The sequence below is a fragment of the Williamsia sp. SKLECPSW1 genome, from assembly GCF_054332755.1.
Map to the genome: position 1 here is coordinate 482,536 of NZ_JBTGLI010000002.1, position 16,746 is coordinate 499,281.

Genomic DNA, 16,746 nt, shown 5'->3' on the forward strand with positions numbered 1-16,746 from the left:
GGGTGAGACTGCTCGTCACCGGCGGTGCCGGCTACGTCGGGAGTGTCTGCGCCCGCGTGCTGGTCGAGGCAGGGCACGACGTCACCGTCGTGGACAACCTGACGACCGGCAACCGCGACGCCGTCCCGGACGGCGCACGGTTCGTCGAGGGTGACGTGAGCGCGGTCGCCGAGGGCGTCCTGGCCGACGGCGATGTCGACGGGGTCCTGCACTTCGCGGCGCAGTCGCTCGTCGGCGAGTCCGTCGAGGCGCCCGAGAAGTACTGGTACGGCAACGTCGTCGAGTCGCTCGCCCTCCTCGAGGCGATGCGCCGCACCGGGACCCCGCGCCTGGTCTTCTCCTCGACGGCGGCCACCTACGGGGAGCCGGACGCCGTGCCGATCGTCGAGTCGGCGCCGACGCGTCCGACCAATCCGTACGGCGCCACCAAGTTGGCGATCGACCACGCGATCAGCTCGTACACCGTCGCCCACGGTCTCGCGGCGATCAGCCTGCGCTACTTCAACGTCGCCGGGGCCTACGGCGGCGCCGGGGAGAACCGACGCGTCGAGACCCACCTCATCCCGATAGTGCTGCAGGCCGCGCTCGGCCACCGCGGCGCGGTGAAGATCTTCGGCACCGACTACCACACCGACGACGGCACCGCGGTCCGCGACTACATCCACGTCCACGACCTCGCGCAGGCACATGCGCTCGCGCTCGAGGCCGCGGTGGCGGGCCGCCACGCCGTCTACAACCTCGGCAGCGGCGCCGGGTTCTCCGTGCGTCAGGTCATCGAGACGTGCCGCGAGATCACGGGCATCGACATCCCCGTCGAGGAGGCGCCGCGCCGCGCCGGCGATCCCGCGGTGCTGATCGCCTCGAGCGACAAGGCGATCGACGAGTTGGGCTGGCAGCCGGTCGACACCGCGCTGCCCACCATCGTCACCGACGCCTGGGAGTTCACCCGTACGCTCGGCGACCGCGCCCACTCCGCGGCGGGCTGACCGCTCGCCCGGATCGGTCAGGCACCGGGTTCCAGCAGGTCCGGCAGCGAGGGCGGCATCACCACCCCGAGATCGTCGGCGACCCCGAGCGACGTCTGCAGCAGCCCGGTCAGCATCGACGGCGGCAGCCCCGCCTGCAGCGACTGGTCGAGCAGACCGGCCATGGAGTGGCTCGGGAACGCCGCGAGCGCCGCGTCGAGCGCGATGCCGGCGAACGCGCCCTCCCCGCGCGCGTAGTACCAGTGCGCCAGCAGTGTCGCGGCGTCGGCACGCGACCGTCCTCGGCATCGTCGGGTCAGTTCGGTCCACAACGCCCCGGCCTCCTCGGCGTGCACGGAGACCGAGAGCGCCAGCAACGCGTCGCGGACACGCGGGACCGCGATCGCGGAGGCGAGGAACTCGACGTGGGCACAGGTGATCTCGCGCGCACCCAGCATCGCGAGCACCGATCGCAGACGGGTGGCGTCGGCACGTCGTGACCCGTTGCGGCCCGCGACGTCGGACGTGCGGTGGTGACGGCAGCCCACGTCGGTGCACGGCGGTGCGGGATCCAGCGCCGCGGCCATGTCCTCCCGTCGGGCGTGGACGGTGGTGCCGGCCGTGACGGCCCGCGCGACTGCTGTCGGTGTCGACGCCGGGTCCGGCAGCACCCCGGTCCAGGCGCCGCGGCCGGCAGCACCGATCACATACCACCGTGCGCCGCATCGGATCTCGTCGACGGCGAGCGCCACGCCCAGGTCGATGTGGCCCAGGCGTGTGTCGATGTCGGCGACGAGCGCCTCCCACCGGGGGTCGTCGGCGGGGACCCGGTCGTCCACGACGATGACGGCGACGCTCGACGCGCGTTCACGGGCCGCGACGGTCACGAGGTGGTCGACGACGTCGCACATCACCGCGGCGGGGCCTCCGTCGCCGTCGAGGACGAGGTCATGGCGCATGGTGATGCCGAGACGCGAACCGGGGCCGCTGAAGCAGACGAGGACGAGCGAGCGGGCGGGGACGAAACCGAGCATGGGTGGGATCGCGGCGATGAGATCACCCGGATCGCGGAGTGTGAGGGTGTGGTGGTCGATGTCCATGCCCCGAAGACTCCGGCACCGCGCCGACCCGACGGGTCGCACCGACCCCCCGAGGCACCGGCTGTGCACAGGACGACTCGGGTCAATAGGAGTCGGCCGCGACGGCCCGCGCGTCGGCCCCGGTGTCGGTGGGGTCGTCGTCCGTCAGCGACCGCGTGACCGCTGGACCGCGGTCGTGAACACCTGGTCGAGCGCGGTCCCGTCGACACGGGCACCGCTGAACGACACATAGGCCGCGTAGACGCGGACGCCGTCGTTCTGGGCGGCGAGGATCGTCGTGGTCTGCGACAGGGTCACCGGGGCACGCCCCGACGTCGAGGTACGACGGAAGGCCGTCGACTGCTGGGAGTCGATCGGGGACGCCGGGAGGATCTCGGCCCGCACCGTCGACCGCACCGCACCCATGTCGACCGTGTAGCTCCCGCAGCGGGACACGGCGTCGGCGATGTCGGCGAGCGGACTCTGCGCGCGGGTGACCACCACGGTGAGGTTGCCGCCGTCGGACGACTGCCCTGTGACCACGACCGTCGACGCGAGGTCGGTGACCAGTTGCGGCGGCATGCAGGACGCCGGTGTGACGGTTCCGCCGTTCGGGCGACCGGACAGGTCGGCGAGTGCGGTGGCGGCCTGCTCCGACGTCAGTCGCGTCGCGGGGTATCCGGCCGGGAACTGCTCCGGCCGGATGGCGAGGCGGTCGATGTCCACCGACGACGAGGACGACGGCGCGGCCACGGGGTCACCGTCGATGCTCTGCGCGCACCCTGCGGCCACCAGCGCGACGGCGACGGTGGCGAGCAACGCACGAGCAGGACGAGGCACGATCACACGGGCCACTCTGCCACCGCCGGCCCCCCGGTCGCTCGACCGACACCCGCTCAGCTGCCCCGGGCGATCCACTCCTCGAGGTGGGGGGCCTCCTCGCCCACCGACGTCGAGTCGCCGTGACCGGTGCGCACCTCGGTGGCCGGGTCGAGGGTGAAGATCTTGTCGCGGATCGACTCGATGATCGTGGGGAAGCTCGAGAAGGAGCGTCCCGTCGCGCCCGGTCCACCGGAGAACAACGTGTCGCCGCTGAACAGGATCCCCGCCTCCGGCAGGTACAGGCAGCACGACCCCGGCGAGTGTCCCGGGGTGTTGATGACGACGAGTTCGGTGCCCGCGACGGCGATGCGCTGTCCGTCGGAGAGGTCGACGTGGTCGGCGTCGGGGTGGGTGTCGCGCCAGAGCATGTCGTCACCGGGATGCAGCAGCACCGGGGCGTCGAGACGCTGCGACAGCTCCGGCGCGACCGTGACGTGGTCGTTGTGTCCGTGCGTGGCCACGATCGCCCGCACCCTGCGGCCGTCGACCTTCTCGACGATCGGGTCGGCCGCGTGCGCGGCGTCGATCACGATCACCTCGTCGTCGTCGCCGACGATCCAGATGTTGTTGTCGACGTCCCAACTGCCGCCGTCGAGTTCGAACGTCCCGGAGGTGACGACGTGATCGACCCGGATGCTCACAGGATCACCACCGACCGGAGCACCTCGCCGGCCTCCATCTTGTGGAAGGCGGACTCGACGTCGTCGAGCGAGATCCGCTCGGAGACGAACTTGTCCAGCGGCAGCCGCCCCTGCTGGTGCAGGTCGACGAGCATCGGGAAGTCCCGCTCGGGCAGGCAGTCGCCGTACCAGGACGACTTCAGCGCCCCACCGCGGGAGAAGAAGTCGACCAGAGGCATCTCGAGACGCATCTCAGGGGTGGGGACGCCGACGAGGACCACGGTGCCGGCGAGATCCCGAGCGTAGAACGCGGTCTCGTAGGTCTCCGGCCGGCCGACCGCGTCGATGACGACATCGGCGCCGTTGCCGTCGGTGAGCTCCTGGACGGCGGCGACGACGTCGTCGACCTGGGACCCGTCGATGGTGTGGGTCGCGCCGAGATCGGTCGCCCACGCCAGCTTCCGGGGGTCGCGATCGACGGCGATGATCGTCGACGCACCCGCCAGACGTGCACCGGCGATCGCCGCGTCGCCGACACCACCGCACCCGATGACGGCGACACTGTCGCCGCGTCCGACCGCGCCGGTGTTCATGGCGGCACCGAGGCCGGCCATCACACCGCAGCCGAGCAGGCCCGCGACGGCCGGATCGGCGTCGGGTGCGACCTTGGTGCACTGGCCCTCGTGGACCAGGGTCTTCTCCGCGAAGGCGCCGATCCCGAGCGCCGGGGTCAGCTCGGTGCCGTCCTCGAGCGTCATGGGGACGCTCGCGTTGTGGGTGTCGAAGCAGTACCAGGGACGGCCGCGCTTGCATGCCCTGCACTGTCCGCAGACGGCGCGCCAGTTGAGGACGACGAAGTCACCCTCGGCGACGTGGGTGACCTCCTCGCCGATCTGCTCGACGACACCGGCGGCCTCGTGGCCCAGGAGGAACGGGTACTCGTCGTTGATCCCGCCGTCGCGGTAGGCGAGGTCGGTGTGGCACACACCGCAGGCCTGGATCCGCACCACGACGTCGCGGGGTCCGGGGTCGGGGATGACCACGGTCACCACCTGCGTCGGCTCTTTCGTCGACAGGGACACGACACCTCGTACCTGCTGCGGCATGCTCTCCGGCGTCCTCTCGGTTCGGGTCTACGGCGCGCGTATGCGCACATGTCGATCCTTCCATGCGTCACCGCGGGGATCGCCACAGCGGGTGAGCCGTGTCACTGCATGTGGGCCGGGTTGCCCCCTCGCCGCCCGGAACACCTGGGGAGGGTGGGATCGTTGTAACTCCCGAGACGACGAATGAGGAGTGGTGATGGACGAGGAATCCACGCTCTACGAGTTGGAGTTCCCCGTACCCCACGTCAACGGCGACGAGGGTGACGGGCCGGTGCTGGTGCACGCCCTGGAGGGCTTCGCCGACGCCGGGCACGCGGTGGCCCTGGCGGCCGAGCATCTCCGCGACAGCCTCGACTCGGAACTGGTGGCGACGTTCTCCTCCGACGAGCTGATCGACTACCGGTCGCGTCGGCCGACGATGGTGTTCTCCGGACAGGAGTTCACCGACGTCGAGATGCCGGCGCTGACCATCCATGCCGTCCGCGACAACGCCGGGCGTCCGTTCCTGCTCCTGGCGGGGGCCGAACCCGATCTGCGCTGGGACCACTTCGTCGAGGCGGTCCGCCGCCTGTCGGACCACTTCCAGGTCTCGTCGGTGGTGGGACTGAACGCGATCCCGATGGCGATCCCGCACACCCGACCGCCGACGGTGACCGCACACGGTTCCGCCCCGGAGATGCTCGGTGACCTGCCACGGTGGGGCAGTCCGCTGAAGATCCCGGGCAGCGCGTCGATGCTCATCGAGCTGCGGATGGCCCAGCACGGGTACGCGACGGCCGGCCTGTCGGTGCACGTGCCGCACTACCTGTCGCAGGCGAAGTACCCCGCCGCATCGGCGACGCTCATCGAGTCGCTGGCCACGGTCACAGGGCTCGACCTCCCCGTCGGCGCCCTGGAGAACGCGGCGTCGACCGTCCGCACGCAGATCGACGCTGAGGTCTCGGGGAACGCCGAGGTGGAGGCCGTCGTGTCGGCGTTGGAGACCCAGTACGACGCGGTCACCGGTCGCGCCGAACAGGCGCCGTCGCTGCTCGCGTCCGACGAGTCGCTGCCCAGCGGAGACGAACTCGGGGCCGAGCTGGAGGAGTTCCTCGCCCAGGCGGCCGCCGGTGGCGACGCGAGCGCCGCGTCCCAGGACGACACACCCGACGACGGGTCGGACGAGGACCCCTCGGCGGGTGACGACCGGCCCTAGGTGACCACCACCGCCGCCTCGACGGCGCCCCTGTCGCGCCTGCCCGACGGCCCCGACGACGCGTTCGACTCCGTCACGGAGTGGGTGGTGTCGCGGGGTCTCTCGTTGTACCCCGCGCAGGAGGAGGCGTTGCTGGAGCTCGTCGGTGGCGCCCACGTCATCCTCTCGACGCCGACGGGGTCGGGGAAGTCGTTGGTGGCGACCGGCGCCGCCCAGTTCGCCCGCACCCGCGGCGAGCGCACCTTCTACACCGCGCCGATCAAGGCCCTCGTCAGCGAGAAGTTCTTCGACCTGTGCGCGGTGTTCGGCGCGGAGAACGTCGGCATGATGACCGGCGACGCCACCGTCAACGCCGGTGCCCCGATCGTGTGCGCGACGGCCGAGATCGTCGCGAACCTCGCACTCCGACACGGCGCCGACGCCGACATCGGTCTCGTCGTGATGGACGAGTTCCACTACTACGGCGACCCCGACCGCGGGTGGGCGTGGCAGGTCCCGCTCATCGAGTTGCCGCGGACCCAGTTCCTCCTCATGTCGGCCACACTCGGTGAGATCGACTTCTTCGTCGACGACCTCACCCGCCGCACCGGCCGCCCCACCGCGTCGGTCACCGGGACCCAACGCCCGGTGCCGCTGGAGTTCTCCTACGTCGTGACGCCGGTGCACGACACGATCGAGGCGCTCATCGAACGAGGCCGCGCACCGGTCTACGTCGTGCACTTCACCCAGGCGTCGGCGGTGGAGCGGGCGCAGGCACTGCTGTCGGCGACACTCCTCGACCGCGCGGGCAAGGATGCGGTCGCAGAGGCGCTCGGTGACTTCCGATTCGCGTCCGGCTTCGGGTCGACGCTGTCGAAGCTGCTGCGCGCGGGCATCGGGGTGCACCACGCGGGGATGCTCCCCCGCTACCGACGTCTCGTGGAGCGACTGGCACAGCAGGGTGTGCTGCGGGTCGTCGCCGGCACGGACACCCTGGGCGTCGGGATCAACGTCCCCATCCGCACGGTCCTGTTCACCGGGCTCACGAAATACGACGGCACGCGCACCCGTCATCTGCAGGCTCGCGAGTTCCACCAGATCGCCGGACGAGCCGGACGCGCCGGATACGACGACCGCGGCTACGTCGTGGTCCAGGCGCCCGATCACGAGGTCGAGAACGCGCGCCTGCTCGCGAAGGCCGGCGACGATCCCAAGAAGCTGAAGAAGATCCAGCGCAAGAAGCCACCGGACGGGTTCGTCTCCTGGGGGCAGCCGACGTTCGACCGGCTCGTCGGCGCGGCACCCGAGCCGCTGCGGTCCCACTTCCGGGTGAGCACCGCGATGCTCGTCGACGTCATCGCCCGGCCCGGGCCGTGCTTCCCGGCCATGCGTCACCTGCTGGAGGACAACCACGAACCGCGCGTCCGGCAGCGCAGGCACATCCTGCGGGCGATCGACATCTACCGGGGGTTGCGGACGGCCGGCCTCGTGGAGACCACCGATCCCGACCCCAGCGGCGCCACCGTCCGTCTGACGGCCGAGCTGCCGGCCGACTTCGCACTGTCGAACCCGTTGTCGTCGTTCGCGATCGCCGCGCTCGAACTGCTCGACGTCGACAACCCCGACTACACGCGCGACGCGCTGTCGGTGATCGAGTCGATCGTCGAGGACCCGCGCCCGGTGCTGCGGGCCCAGCAGAACGTCGCCCGCGCGGCAGCCGTCGCGGAGATGAAGGCCGACGGCCTCGACTACGAGGAACGGGTGGCGCGGGTCGAGGAGATCACTCACCCGAGACCCCTCGACGAGCTCCTCGAGGGCGCCTACGAGATCTACCTGCGGGGGCACCCCTGGGTGGCCGACACCCGACCGTCACCGAAGTCGGTGGTGCGCGAGATGCTCGACCACGCCGACGGTTTCGGCGATGTCGTCGCCCGTCTGTCGCTCGCACGCAGCGAAGGTGTGCTGCTGCGGTACCTCACCGACGTCTATCGGATCGCGCGTCACGGGGTGCCGCCGGACCGTCACACCGACGAGTTCGACGACGTCGTGACCTGGCTCGGCCACGTGGTGCGTTCCACCGACTCGAGCCTCATCGACGAGTGGGAGCAGCTCACCTCGGGGGATCCGTTGTCCCCCACCACGCCACCGCCGGCCCCACCCGGACCCGATCGTCGCGCGTGGCGGGTCCACCTGCGCAACCACATGTTCGCGATCGTCACCGCCTTCGCGCGCGAGGACGAGGCGACGCTGGCGCGGATGCACCCCGAGGTCGACTGGCCGACGGCGCTCGACGACTACTTCGACGAGTACGACGACATCGGGACCGGTCCGCAGGCCCGGAGCCCGCACCTGTTCACCGTCGACGACACCGTCGACCCGTGGACCGTCCGGCAGACCCTCGACGACCCGCGCGCCGACCACGGGTGGGCCGTCACCGGCCGTGTCGAGCAACCACCGGCCGACGACCCCGATGCATTGCCCCGGGTGGTGGACGTCGAGATCGTCGCCGGCTGACGCCCGATGTTCAGTCGCCGATCTCGGAGAGCGCGGCGTGGAACCGCGACGCCATCTCCCCGACCTGCTCGGTCGTCATGATCAACGCGGGCGACACCTGGAGGGCACCTGCCCCGGCCACGCGGGTGGAGACCCCGTGCCGCCGCAGGGCGGCGACGGCCCGCGGTCCTGCGGACGGGTCGGCGAGCTGGACACCCGCCACGGCCCCCACGCCGCTGCGCACCTCCGACACCGCGGGCAGGTCCGCAAGGTGGCCGAACGCCGCGTGGAGGTCGTCCTGGAGCCGCAGCGCCTCGTCGAGGAGACCCTCCGACTCGACGATGTCCAGGTTCGCCATGGCGGCCGCTGCCGCACCCGCGTGCCCGCCGTAGGTGTAGCCGTGGCGCCACCACACGCCGCCGGAGAAGAACGGCTCGGCGACGTGCGGCGCGACGAACAGTGCCCCCATCGGCACATAGCCCGACGTCAGGCCCTTCGCGGTCGTCATCATGTCGGGCTCGAGCTCGAACCTCGCCGAGGCGAACCACGAGCCACCGATCCTCCCGAACCCGGTGACCACCTCGTCGGCCACGAAGAGGACGTCGTGCTCGCGACAGATGTCCCGGACCTCCTGCAGGTACCCGGGGGGCGGCGGGTAGATCCCACCCGCTCCGATGACCGGCTCGCAGAAGAAGGCCGCGATCGACTCGGCACCGACGCGCTCGATCAGTCCCAGCAGGCTCTTGGCGTCGTCGAAGTCGACCGTGGCGGCGTCGCTCATCAACGTGCCGTAACCCTCGCGGTTCGGCGGCAGGCCCGACAGCGCGGTCCCTGCGACGTGCATGCCGTGGTACGCCTTCGTCCGGCCGACGATGATCGTCTTCTCGGCCCGACCCATCTCGTGCCAGTACCGCCGCGCCAGCTTCGCGGCCGAGTCGACCGAATCGCTGCCGCCGGAGGTGAAGAAGACCTTGCTGCCCGGGATCGGCGCGAGGCCGCCGAGTCGGTCGGCGAGATCGATGGTGACCGCGGGCATCACGTCACCGAATCCCGACACGTGCGCCACCGTCCGCAACTGCGCGGCGACCGCATCCGCGATCGCGGCACGCCCGTGACCGACATTGGTGAACCACAGACCGGCGGTGGCGTCGATGTACTCACGCCCGTGGGTGTCGGTGATGCGGGTGCCCGAACCGCTCGCGATGGCGAAGGGCCCGCTCTCGCCGACCGCGCCCATGTCGGCGAAACCGTGCCACAGAGTCGACGTCATGGACTCATCATGCCCGCCGGGGCGGAGGCCATCGACCGGGGGCGAATATCCTGAGGAGACCATGCCCGAGCAGTCCGCACGTCCGGCGCGCCGTTCGCGACGCGGCCGTGGTCGACCCCGGGGTGACCGCGATGCGGCCCCGGGCCGACCCGACCCCGACGCCGTACCCCTCCCCGTCGCCGACGACGACGTGACGATCGTCCCCGTCCCCGTCGCCGACGACGACGTGACGATCGTCGACGCCCATCGGCTCCGACACCGCGCCCGGCGCGCCCGCACCGACGACGACCGCGCCCGGTTGCAGCGTGACGCCGACCGCGCCGTCGAGCGACTGACCCGACGACGTTCCCTGGTCCCGGCGATCACGTACCCCCCGGAACTGCCCGTGTCCGCGGCGCGCGACGAACTGCGGGACGCCATCGCGGCGCACCAGGTGGTGGTCGTCGCCGGCGAGACCGGATCCGGGAAGACGACCCAGTTGCCGAAGATCTGCCTCGAACTCGGGCGGGGTGTGCGGGGCTCGATCGGCCACACCCAACCACGCCGCATCGCAGCACGGTCGGTCGCTGCGCGCATCGCCGAGGAGACCGGTACCGAACTCGGTGCGGCCGTGGGCTACGCGGTACGTTTCGACGACCGCGCGACTGCGGACACGCTCGTGAAGGTGATGACCGACGGCATCCTGCTCGCCGAACTGTCCCGGGACCGGCTGCTCCGCGCCTACGACACGATCATCGTCGACGAGGCGCACGAACGCAGCCTCACCATCGACTTCATCCTCGGCTACCTCAAGCAACTGCTGCCGCGTCGACCCGACCTGAAGGTCATCATCACCTCCGCGACGATCGATCCCGGCCGTTTCGCCGAGCACTTCGCCACCGACGACGCCCCGGTTCCGGTGATCTCGGTGTCCGGGCGCACCTTCCCCGTCGAGGTGCGCTACCGCCCGCTCGTGGTCGAGTCCGACGGGGACGGGTCGAACGGCGACGGACCCGACCATCTCGATCTCGACCAGATCCAGGGCATCACGGCCGCGGTGAGTGAGCTGCGCCGCGAGGGCCCCGGTGACGTCCTCGTCTTCCTCGCCACCGAGCGCGAGATCCGTGACACCGCGGACGCACTGCGCCGATCCCATCCCGACGAGGAGGTGCTCCCCCTCTACTCGCGTCTGTCGACCGGTGAACAGAACCGCGTGTTCTCGCGTAGCTCGGGACGGCGGATCGTGTTGTCCACCAACGTCGCCGAGACATCGTTGACCGTCCCCGGCATCCGCTACGTCGTCGACGTCGGCACCGCCCGCATCTCGCGGTACTCGACCCGCACCAAGGTCCAACGCCTCCCGGTCGAACCCGTCTCGCAGGCGTCGGCGCGACAGCGTTCCGGTCGATGCGGCCGCGTCGCCGACGGCATCTGCATCCGGCTGTACTCCGAGGACGACTTCGAGGCGCGCCCGGCGTTCACCGACCCGGAGATCCTGCGTACCAACCTGGCCTCGGTCATCCTCACCATGGCCGACCTCGACCTGGGGGACGTGGCGCGGTTCCCCTTCATCGATCCTCCTGACACCCGCGCCATCCGCGATGGTGTCGGGCTGCTCGAGGAGCTCGGCGCGCTGCGCGGGCGCGGCGACGACCGCACCCTCACCCCCGTCGGTCGCGACATCGCGAGCCTGCCCATCGAACCCCGATGGGCGCGGATGGTCGTCGCCGCACACGAGCAGGGTGTCCTCTACGAGGTGCTGGTCATCGTCGCGGCGCTGTCGTTGCCGGACGTGCGTGAGCGCCCCGCGGAGCACCGGCAGGCCGCCGACGAGATGCACGCGCGGTTCACCGTGGCCGGATCGGACTTCCTGTCGATCCTCGCGCTGTGGCGCCACCTCGAGGAGCAACGACGGGAGTTGTCGGGCAATCAGTTCCGACGGCAGTGCGCCAGGGAGTTCCTGCACTGGCTGCGGATCCGGGAGTGGCGGGACCTCGTCGGGCAACTCGAGCGCATCGTCACCGAGAAGGGCTGGACGGTGACGCATCCGTCCGGTGACCACGACGCCGAGCCCTCGCCGGCAGCCGTGCACCAGTCGGTGTTGGCGGGTCTGCTCGGGCAGATCGGGGTACGGGAGGGTGACACCCGCGAGTTCCTGGGCGCGCGGGGGACGAAGTTCGTCGTCTTCCCCGGCTCGGGACTGGCGAAGAAGCCACCCCGGTTCGTCATGGCCGGTGAGGTGGTCGAGACGTCACGGTTGTTCGCCCGCACCGTCGCGGGGATCGAACCGGAATGGGCCGAGCGGCTGGCCGGGGACCTCGTGAAGCGGCAGTACAGCGAGCCGCACTGGTCTGCCAAACGGGGATCGGCGATGGCCTGGGAGCGTGTCACCCTCTACGGGGTACCGCTCGTGACGCGCCGCGCGGTCCCCTACGGCCGGATCGATCCCGAGACCTCTCGTGACCTGTTCATCCGCCGGGCGCTCGTCGAGGGCGACTGGCGGACCCGCCACGAGTTCTTCGCCCACAACCGCGATCTGCTCGACGAGGCGCGCGAGCTCGAGGATCGCGCACGGCGCGGTGATCTCGTGATCGGTGACGACCAGCTCTACGACTTCTACGACGCACGCATCCCGGCCGAGGTCGTCTCGGCGGCCCACTTCGACACCTGGTGGAAGCGCGCCCGCCGGGACGACCCGACGCAGCTCGACCTCACCCGTGACGACGTCACGGACACATCAGCGGTGTCGGCCGGGGAGTTCCCCGACGTCTGGCAACAGGGCGAGGCGCGGTTGCGGCTGGTCTACCGGTTCTCCCCCGGCAGCACCCACGACGGCATCACCGTGCTGATCCCCCGAGAGCTGCTCCCCCGGATCCGCCCCGCCGGATTCGACTGGCTGGTACCGGGACTGCGCGACGACCTCGCGGTCGCCCTGGTCCGCACCCTGCCGAAGTCGGTGCGTCGGCGCCTCGGACCCGCTGCAGACGTCGGCCCGAGGGCGATGGCGGCGCTGACGCCGCGGAGCGAGCCGGTCGCGTCCGGACTGGCGCGCGAGATCACGCGCCTGACCGGAGTTCCCGTCGCCGCGGACGACTTCGACCCGTCTGCGCTGCCACCGCACCTCGCGGTGCGGTTCGCCACCGTCGACGACGACGGCGCCATCCTGACCGAGGCCGCATCACTCGCCGCGCTCCGCGAGACGACGACCCCGCCACGACGCCCGGGCGGCACGCCCGGCGCCACCGCCCGCACACCGGCCGCGCCGACCGTATCCACCTGGACGGCGCAGACGATCGGGGTCCTCGCGCCCGAGGTGACCGAGGTCGTCGCGGGACAGACCGTCACCAGTCACCCGGCGCTGCGGGTCGTCGACGGTGGCGTCACGACAGTCCTCGAGACGACACGCGCTGCGGCCCGCGCGTCGACCCGTCGGGCGATACTCCGCCTCCTCCAGCTGTCCATCCCGCCGCTCAAGCAGTCCGCGACAACGGATCTGCCGGTGGCGCATCGCCTCGCCCTGTCGCAGAGTCCCTACGCCACGCTGGACGCGCTGCTCGCCGACTGCACCCTCGCGGCCATCGTCGACGCGGCGGGATCCGTCGACGACATCCGGGATCCGGATGCCTACGCCGCCCTGCGCGCACGGGTCGCCGGCGTCGCGGGCCGGGACGCGCGCACCATCCTCGCCTCCACCGCGGATGCGATGACGCGTCTGCCGACGATCCATGCCGAACTCGCCCGCCTGGGCGACACCCGCGCGACCCGTGACGTCCGCGAGCAGCTTGCCGAGCTCGTCCACCCGGGGTTCGTCGTCGACACGCCGGCCGACCACCGCCCGCGGCTGAGCGCATACCTCGACGCGGTCGTCGTCCGCCTCCAACGGCTCCCCGCGTCGGCGGCGAAGGACGATCGCGGCATCGACATCGTCGAGAGGGTCGTCGACCACTGGGCGGTGACAGTCGCGCGGTGTTCACCGACACGGCGGGACGCGGTGAACGAGCAGGCGCACTGGCTCGTCGAGGAGTTGCGCGTGGGTGTGTTCGCAGAGCGGATCGGGACGGCGTTCCCGGTGTCGGAGAAACGGGTCCTACGGGCGATCGACGCCCTGGCCGCCTGAGCCGCTGCTCGCACCGACGTGGCCGGCCGCGCGCAGATCGTCGATCTCGCGCTGGAAGTCCTCGACGGACTCGAAGGAGCGGTAGACCGAGGCGAAGCGCAGGTAGGCGACCTCGTCGAGTTCGCGGAGAGGTGTGAGGATCGCCAGTCCCACCTCGTTGCTGGGGATCTCGGCCGAGCCCGACGCCCGCACGGCGTCCTCGACCTGTTGTGCGAGGAGTGCGAGACGGTCCTCGTCGACGGCGCGTCCCTGGCAGGCGCGGCGCACGCCGCGCATGACCTTCTCCCGGGAGAACGGCTCGGTGACCCCGTTGCGCTTGACCACGGCGAGCACGGCGCTCTCGACGGTGGTGAAGCGGCGGCCGCACTGGGAGCATGAGCGGCGCCGACGGATGGCCTGACCCTCGTCGGCCACACGGGAGTCCACGACACGCGTGTCCTCGTGGCGACAGAACGGGCAGTGCATCGCGACGTCCTCGGAAGTCGGCGGGCCGGCGGCGTGAGCAGGTGCCACGGTGCCGGGCGGACCGGGATGATCCGTACCGGCCGAGGATACCGGGGGCCGGGCGGACGCCGACGTGGTCGGGGCCGCGTCGGGCAGCAGGAGAGGCCACTCGACCGTCGACCCGAGCAGTGCGTACATCGTCACCGACCGAGGGGGACGGAGGTGTCAGTGGGCGTAGCGGGGTGCGAGCAGCGGTTGTCCCGGCGTGAGCGCCGATCCCCCCAGGTGGTTCAGCTCACGGATGTCGGCGACGACCTGCGAGACCGGGGCATCCGGCACGGTGCGTGCGGCCAGCGCGCTGAGCGACTCGCCGCCGCGGACGTGGACCACGCTGCTGCCGACCACGTCGGGCGTGTGCTCCGCGGTGATCATCGACCCGCCGACCACGACGGCCCACACCGCCACGGCGAGGGCGAGACCGGCGAGGAGCGCGGCACCCCACCCGACGTGGGCGGGACGGACGGTGCCGCCACGGCCCGACCCGTCGCGGCACGGGGTGCCGACCGGACGCGCGGAGACCGGGGTCCGGCGGTGCGGACGCGCCGTGGACGGGCGGACCGCCGGTGCGGCCGGTGCCACGGCGGCGACGCGACCACCGCGGTGGGACCGGGGATCCGCCGGGTGCCGACGGGCGGTGCGGGGGCCGGCGGGTGCGACGCGGGCGGACCCGCGGGCAGAGGTGACATCGGGGGCCATGAGGGTCGGGCTCATCGCGATCTCCTTCTCGATCAGGCGTTCGAAAGAACGTGTGTTCGAGTTCTACCACGGCACTCCGACAGGGTCGACACACCGTCGAACAAATGTTTGAAAGTCGTGACCCGGTGCACTACGGTCGGGCTACGAGCAGGACAGATGCACGGACGCGACACGAGCACACCGCCGTGATGCGCCGCCACTGCGAAGGAGAGGACACCGTGTCCGACACGACCATCACCCCCGGCGAGACGACCGCCCCCGCCGAGAGCGCACTGACCGAGCGACAGCTCGAGGTGCTGCGCGTCATCCGTGAGTCGGTCCGTGAGCGGGGGTATCCGCCGAGCATCCGTGAGATCGGCGACGCCGTCGGACTGACCTCGACCTCGTCGGTCGCCCACCAGCTGCGCACCCTGGAACGCAAGGGGTTCCTCAAGCGGGACCACAACCGCCCACGGGCGGTGAACGTCCAGGAGAACGATCCCGGCGACGGCGGCGACAGCGGGGCCACCCCGTTGCCGACGCCGACCTTCGTCCCCGTCCTGGGTCGGATCGCGGCCGGCGGGCCGATCCTGGCCGAGGAGGCCGTCGAGGACGTCTTCCCCCTCCCCCGCGAACTCGTCGGCGACGGAGCGTTGTTCCTGCTGCGCGTGGTCGGTGAGTCCATGATCGAGGCCGCCATCTGCGACGGCGACTGGGTCGTCGTCCGTCAGCAGAACGTCGCCGACAACGGTGAGATCGTCGCGGCCATGATCGACGGCGAGGCGACGGTGAAGACCTTCAAGCGCGCCGACGGCCACGTCTGGCTGATGCCGCACAACCCGCAGTTCGACCCCATCCCCGGTGACGACGCGGTGATCCTGGGCAAGGTCGTGACCGTCATGCGGAGGATCTGACCCGACCGCATGTCAGAATGCTGCGCGGGCCCGAGACCGGTCCGTCGACACACAGCAGATCGGACACCGACATGGCGCCCCTCCCCGCCCGCACACCTCCGCTGAGCCTCGACGGCGCAGTCGTGCTCGTCACCGGTGCGGCGGGAGGCATCGGACGCGCCACCGCCCGGGCCCTGTACGACCGCGGCGCCCGACTGGTCCTCGTGGACCTGGAGCTCACGGCCGTGCAGGACGCCGCGCGAGGCATGGACGACTCCAGGGTCGTCTCCCGCTCCGGCGACGTCACGGTCCGGTCCGACCTGGACGAGGCGGTCGCCGCGGCGATCGCACGATGGGGTCGGCTCGACGTCGCATTCGCCAACGCCGGCATCTCGAGCGGGGACACCGCCGACACCGTGGCGAGCGTCGCCGACGGCACGTTCGAGCGGGTGATCGCCGTGAACCTCACCGGGGTGTGGAACACGGTGCGTGCGGCGCTCCCCGCGGTGATCGAGGCGCGTGGACACGTGCTCGTCACCTCCTCGACCTACGCCTACCTGAACGGCATGGTGAACGCGCCCTACGCCGCGACGAAGGCAGCCGTCGAGCAGATCGGACGCGCCCTGCGCGTCGAACTGAGGCATCACGGGGCCACTGCCGGGGTGTTGTATCCGGGGTGGGTTCGGACGCCGATCGCCGATGTGGCGTTCGGGAAGGACTCGCTGGCAACAGATCTCGTCGCCCGCGCGTTCCCGGGTCCGCTACGGCGCCCGATCGATCCCGATCGCGTGGCGACCGCCGTCGCCGCGGGCATCGAGAGCAGGGCGCCACGGATCCAGGTGCCGCGCCGGTGGATCGGCGTCTCGGCGCTGCGGGGTGTCGTCAACCCGGTGTCCGACGCACTGCTCGCGCGCGACACGACGTTGTCCGCACTGGTGGCCCAGGTCGAGAACCGGTCGGGGCGCGTACGGTCTCACCGCTGAGTCGCG

General features: G+C 71.2%; 13 protein-coding genes. 6 read left to right on the top strand and 7 right to left on the bottom strand.

The features are described 5' to 3' along the window. The first annotated feature begins 2 nt into the window (after positions 1 to 2). Positions 3 to 986, top strand: a complete 984-nt coding sequence (gene galE / locus ACXVUM_RS18125; protein ID WP_458523305.1) for a UDP-glucose 4-epimerase GalE — start codon at positions 3 to 5, stop codon at positions 984 to 986. 17 nt (positions 987 to 1,003) lie between these two features. Here the strand turns inward: galE and ACXVUM_RS18130 are convergent, their stop codons facing one another. The 4 genes from ACXVUM_RS18130 to ACXVUM_RS18145 form a co-directional block, all read right to left on the bottom strand. Beyond that, positions 1,004 to 2,065, bottom strand: a complete 1,062-nt coding sequence (locus tag ACXVUM_RS18130) for a DUF4192 domain-containing protein (RefSeq protein WP_458523306.1) — start codon at positions 2,063 to 2,065, stop codon at positions 1,004 to 1,006. Between the two features lie 144 nt (positions 2,066 to 2,209). Next, entirely contained in the window at positions 2,210 to 2,890 is a 681-nt protein-coding gene (locus ACXVUM_RS18135; RefSeq protein WP_458523307.1) for a hypothetical protein, read from the bottom strand. Positions 2,891 to 2,940: 50 nt separating this feature from the next. Further along, on the bottom strand, positions 2,941 to 3,567 hold the full coding sequence (locus tag ACXVUM_RS18140) for an MBL fold metallo-hydrolase (RefSeq protein WP_458523308.1): 627 nt from the start codon (positions 3,565 to 3,567) through the stop codon (positions 2,941 to 2,943). Continuing rightward, positions 3,564 to 4,652 carry an S-(hydroxymethyl)mycothiol dehydrogenase gene (locus tag ACXVUM_RS18145; protein ID WP_458523309.1) on the bottom strand — a complete coding sequence of 363 codons (1,089 nt, stop codon included), beginning with the start codon at positions 4,650 to 4,652 and terminating at the stop codon, positions 3,564 to 3,566. The genes ACXVUM_RS18140 and ACXVUM_RS18145 overlap by 4 nt, the downstream gene beginning before the upstream one ends. 196 nt (positions 4,653 to 4,848) lie before the next feature. Here ACXVUM_RS18145 and ACXVUM_RS18150 point away from each other — a divergent pair, with 196 nt between their 5' ends. Together ACXVUM_RS18150 and ACXVUM_RS18155 are read left to right on the top strand one after the other, a co-directional pair. Then, positions 4,849 to 5,847 carry a proteasome assembly chaperone family protein gene (locus tag ACXVUM_RS18150; protein WP_458523310.1) on the top strand — a complete coding sequence of 333 codons (999 nt, stop codon included), beginning with the start codon at positions 4,849 to 4,851 and terminating at the stop codon, positions 5,845 to 5,847. Continuing rightward, the gene (locus ACXVUM_RS18155) at positions 5,848 to 8,340 is read left to right on the top strand and encodes a DEAD/DEAH box helicase (protein WP_458523311.1); all 2,493 of its coding nucleotides are present in this window, start codon (positions 5,848 to 5,850) and stop codon (positions 8,338 to 8,340) included. It abuts the gene before it with no gap. A gap of 10 nt (positions 8,341 to 8,350) precedes the next feature. On the opposite strand, the gene ACXVUM_RS18160 is transcribed toward ACXVUM_RS18155, so the two are convergent. Continuing rightward, positions 8,351 to 9,589 carry an aminotransferase family protein gene (locus ACXVUM_RS18160; RefSeq protein ID WP_458523312.1) on the bottom strand — a complete coding sequence of 413 codons (1,239 nt, stop codon included), beginning with the start codon at positions 9,587 to 9,589 and terminating at the stop codon, positions 8,351 to 8,353. Between the two features lie 61 nt (positions 9,590 to 9,650). Here ACXVUM_RS18160 and hrpA point away from each other — a divergent pair, with 61 nt between their 5' ends. Beyond that, positions 9,651 to 13,685, top strand: a complete 4,035-nt coding sequence (hrpA, locus tag ACXVUM_RS18165) for an ATP-dependent RNA helicase HrpA (RefSeq protein ID WP_458523313.1) — start codon at positions 9,651 to 9,653, stop codon at positions 13,683 to 13,685. Here the strand turns inward: hrpA and nrdR are convergent. Both nrdR and ACXVUM_RS18175 read right to left on the bottom strand, forming a co-directional pair. Continuing rightward, complete coding sequence (nrdR, locus tag ACXVUM_RS18170) at positions 13,656 to 14,150, bottom strand: transcriptional regulator NrdR (protein ID WP_458523558.1); 495 nt, start codon at positions 14,148 to 14,150, stop codon at positions 13,656 to 13,658. The two genes, hrpA and nrdR, sit on opposite strands and share 30 nt — an antisense overlap. A 204-nt stretch (positions 14,151 to 14,354) precedes the next feature. After that, positions 14,355 to 14,900 (bottom strand): LysM peptidoglycan-binding domain-containing protein, encoded by a 546-nt coding sequence (locus tag ACXVUM_RS18175; protein ID WP_458523314.1) that lies wholly within the window; start codon positions 14,898 to 14,900, stop codon positions 14,355 to 14,357. Between the two features lie 173 nt (positions 14,901 to 15,073). On the opposite strand from ACXVUM_RS18175, the gene lexA reads away from it, so the two are divergent. Together lexA and ACXVUM_RS18185 are read left to right on the top strand one after the other, a co-directional pair. Further along, a complete protein-coding gene (lexA, locus tag ACXVUM_RS18180; protein ID WP_458523559.1) occupies positions 15,074 to 15,778 on the top strand; it encodes a transcriptional repressor LexA in 705 nt (234 codons plus the stop codon). A gap of 71 nt (positions 15,779 to 15,849) precedes the next feature. Then, positions 15,850 to 16,740: an SDR family NAD(P)-dependent oxidoreductase gene (locus ACXVUM_RS18185; RefSeq protein ID WP_458523315.1), complete on the top strand. Its 891-nt coding sequence runs from the start codon at positions 15,850 to 15,852 to the stop codon at positions 16,738 to 16,740. Positions 16,741 to 16,746: the final 6 nt, after the last annotated feature.

Coding starts and splice junctions, on each gene's coding strand:
- ACXVUM_RS18130 (WP_458523306.1), bottom strand. CDS start 2,065: ATGGACATCGACCACCACACCCTCACACTCCGCGATCCGGGTGATCTC.
- ACXVUM_RS18145 (WP_458523309.1), bottom strand. CDS start 4,652: ATGCCGCAGCAGGTACGAGGTGTCGTGTCCCTGTCGACGAAAGAGCCG.
- ACXVUM_RS18150 (WP_458523310.1), top strand. CDS start 4,849: ATGGACGAGGAATCCACGCTCTACGAGTTGGAGTTCCCCGTACCCCAC.
- ACXVUM_RS18160 (WP_458523312.1), bottom strand. CDS start 9,589: ATGACGTCGACTCTGTGGCACGGTTTCGCCGACATGGGCGCGGTCGGC.
- hrpA (WP_458523313.1), top strand. CDS start 9,651: ATGCCCGAGCAGTCCGCACGTCCGGCGCGCCGTTCGCGACGCGGCCGT.
- nrdR (WP_458523558.1), bottom strand. CDS start 14,150: ATGCACTGCCCGTTCTGTCGCCACGAGGACACGCGTGTCGTGGACTCC.
- ACXVUM_RS18175 (WP_458523314.1), bottom strand. CDS start 14,900: ATGAGCCCGACCCTCATGGCCCCCGATGTCACCTCTGCCCGCGGGTCC.
- lexA (WP_458523559.1), top strand. CDS start 15,074: ATGCGCCGCCACTGCGAAGGAGAGGACACCGTGTCCGACACGACCATC.
- ACXVUM_RS18185 (WP_458523315.1), top strand. CDS start 15,850: ATGGCGCCCCTCCCCGCCCGCACACCTCCGCTGAGCCTCGACGGCGCA.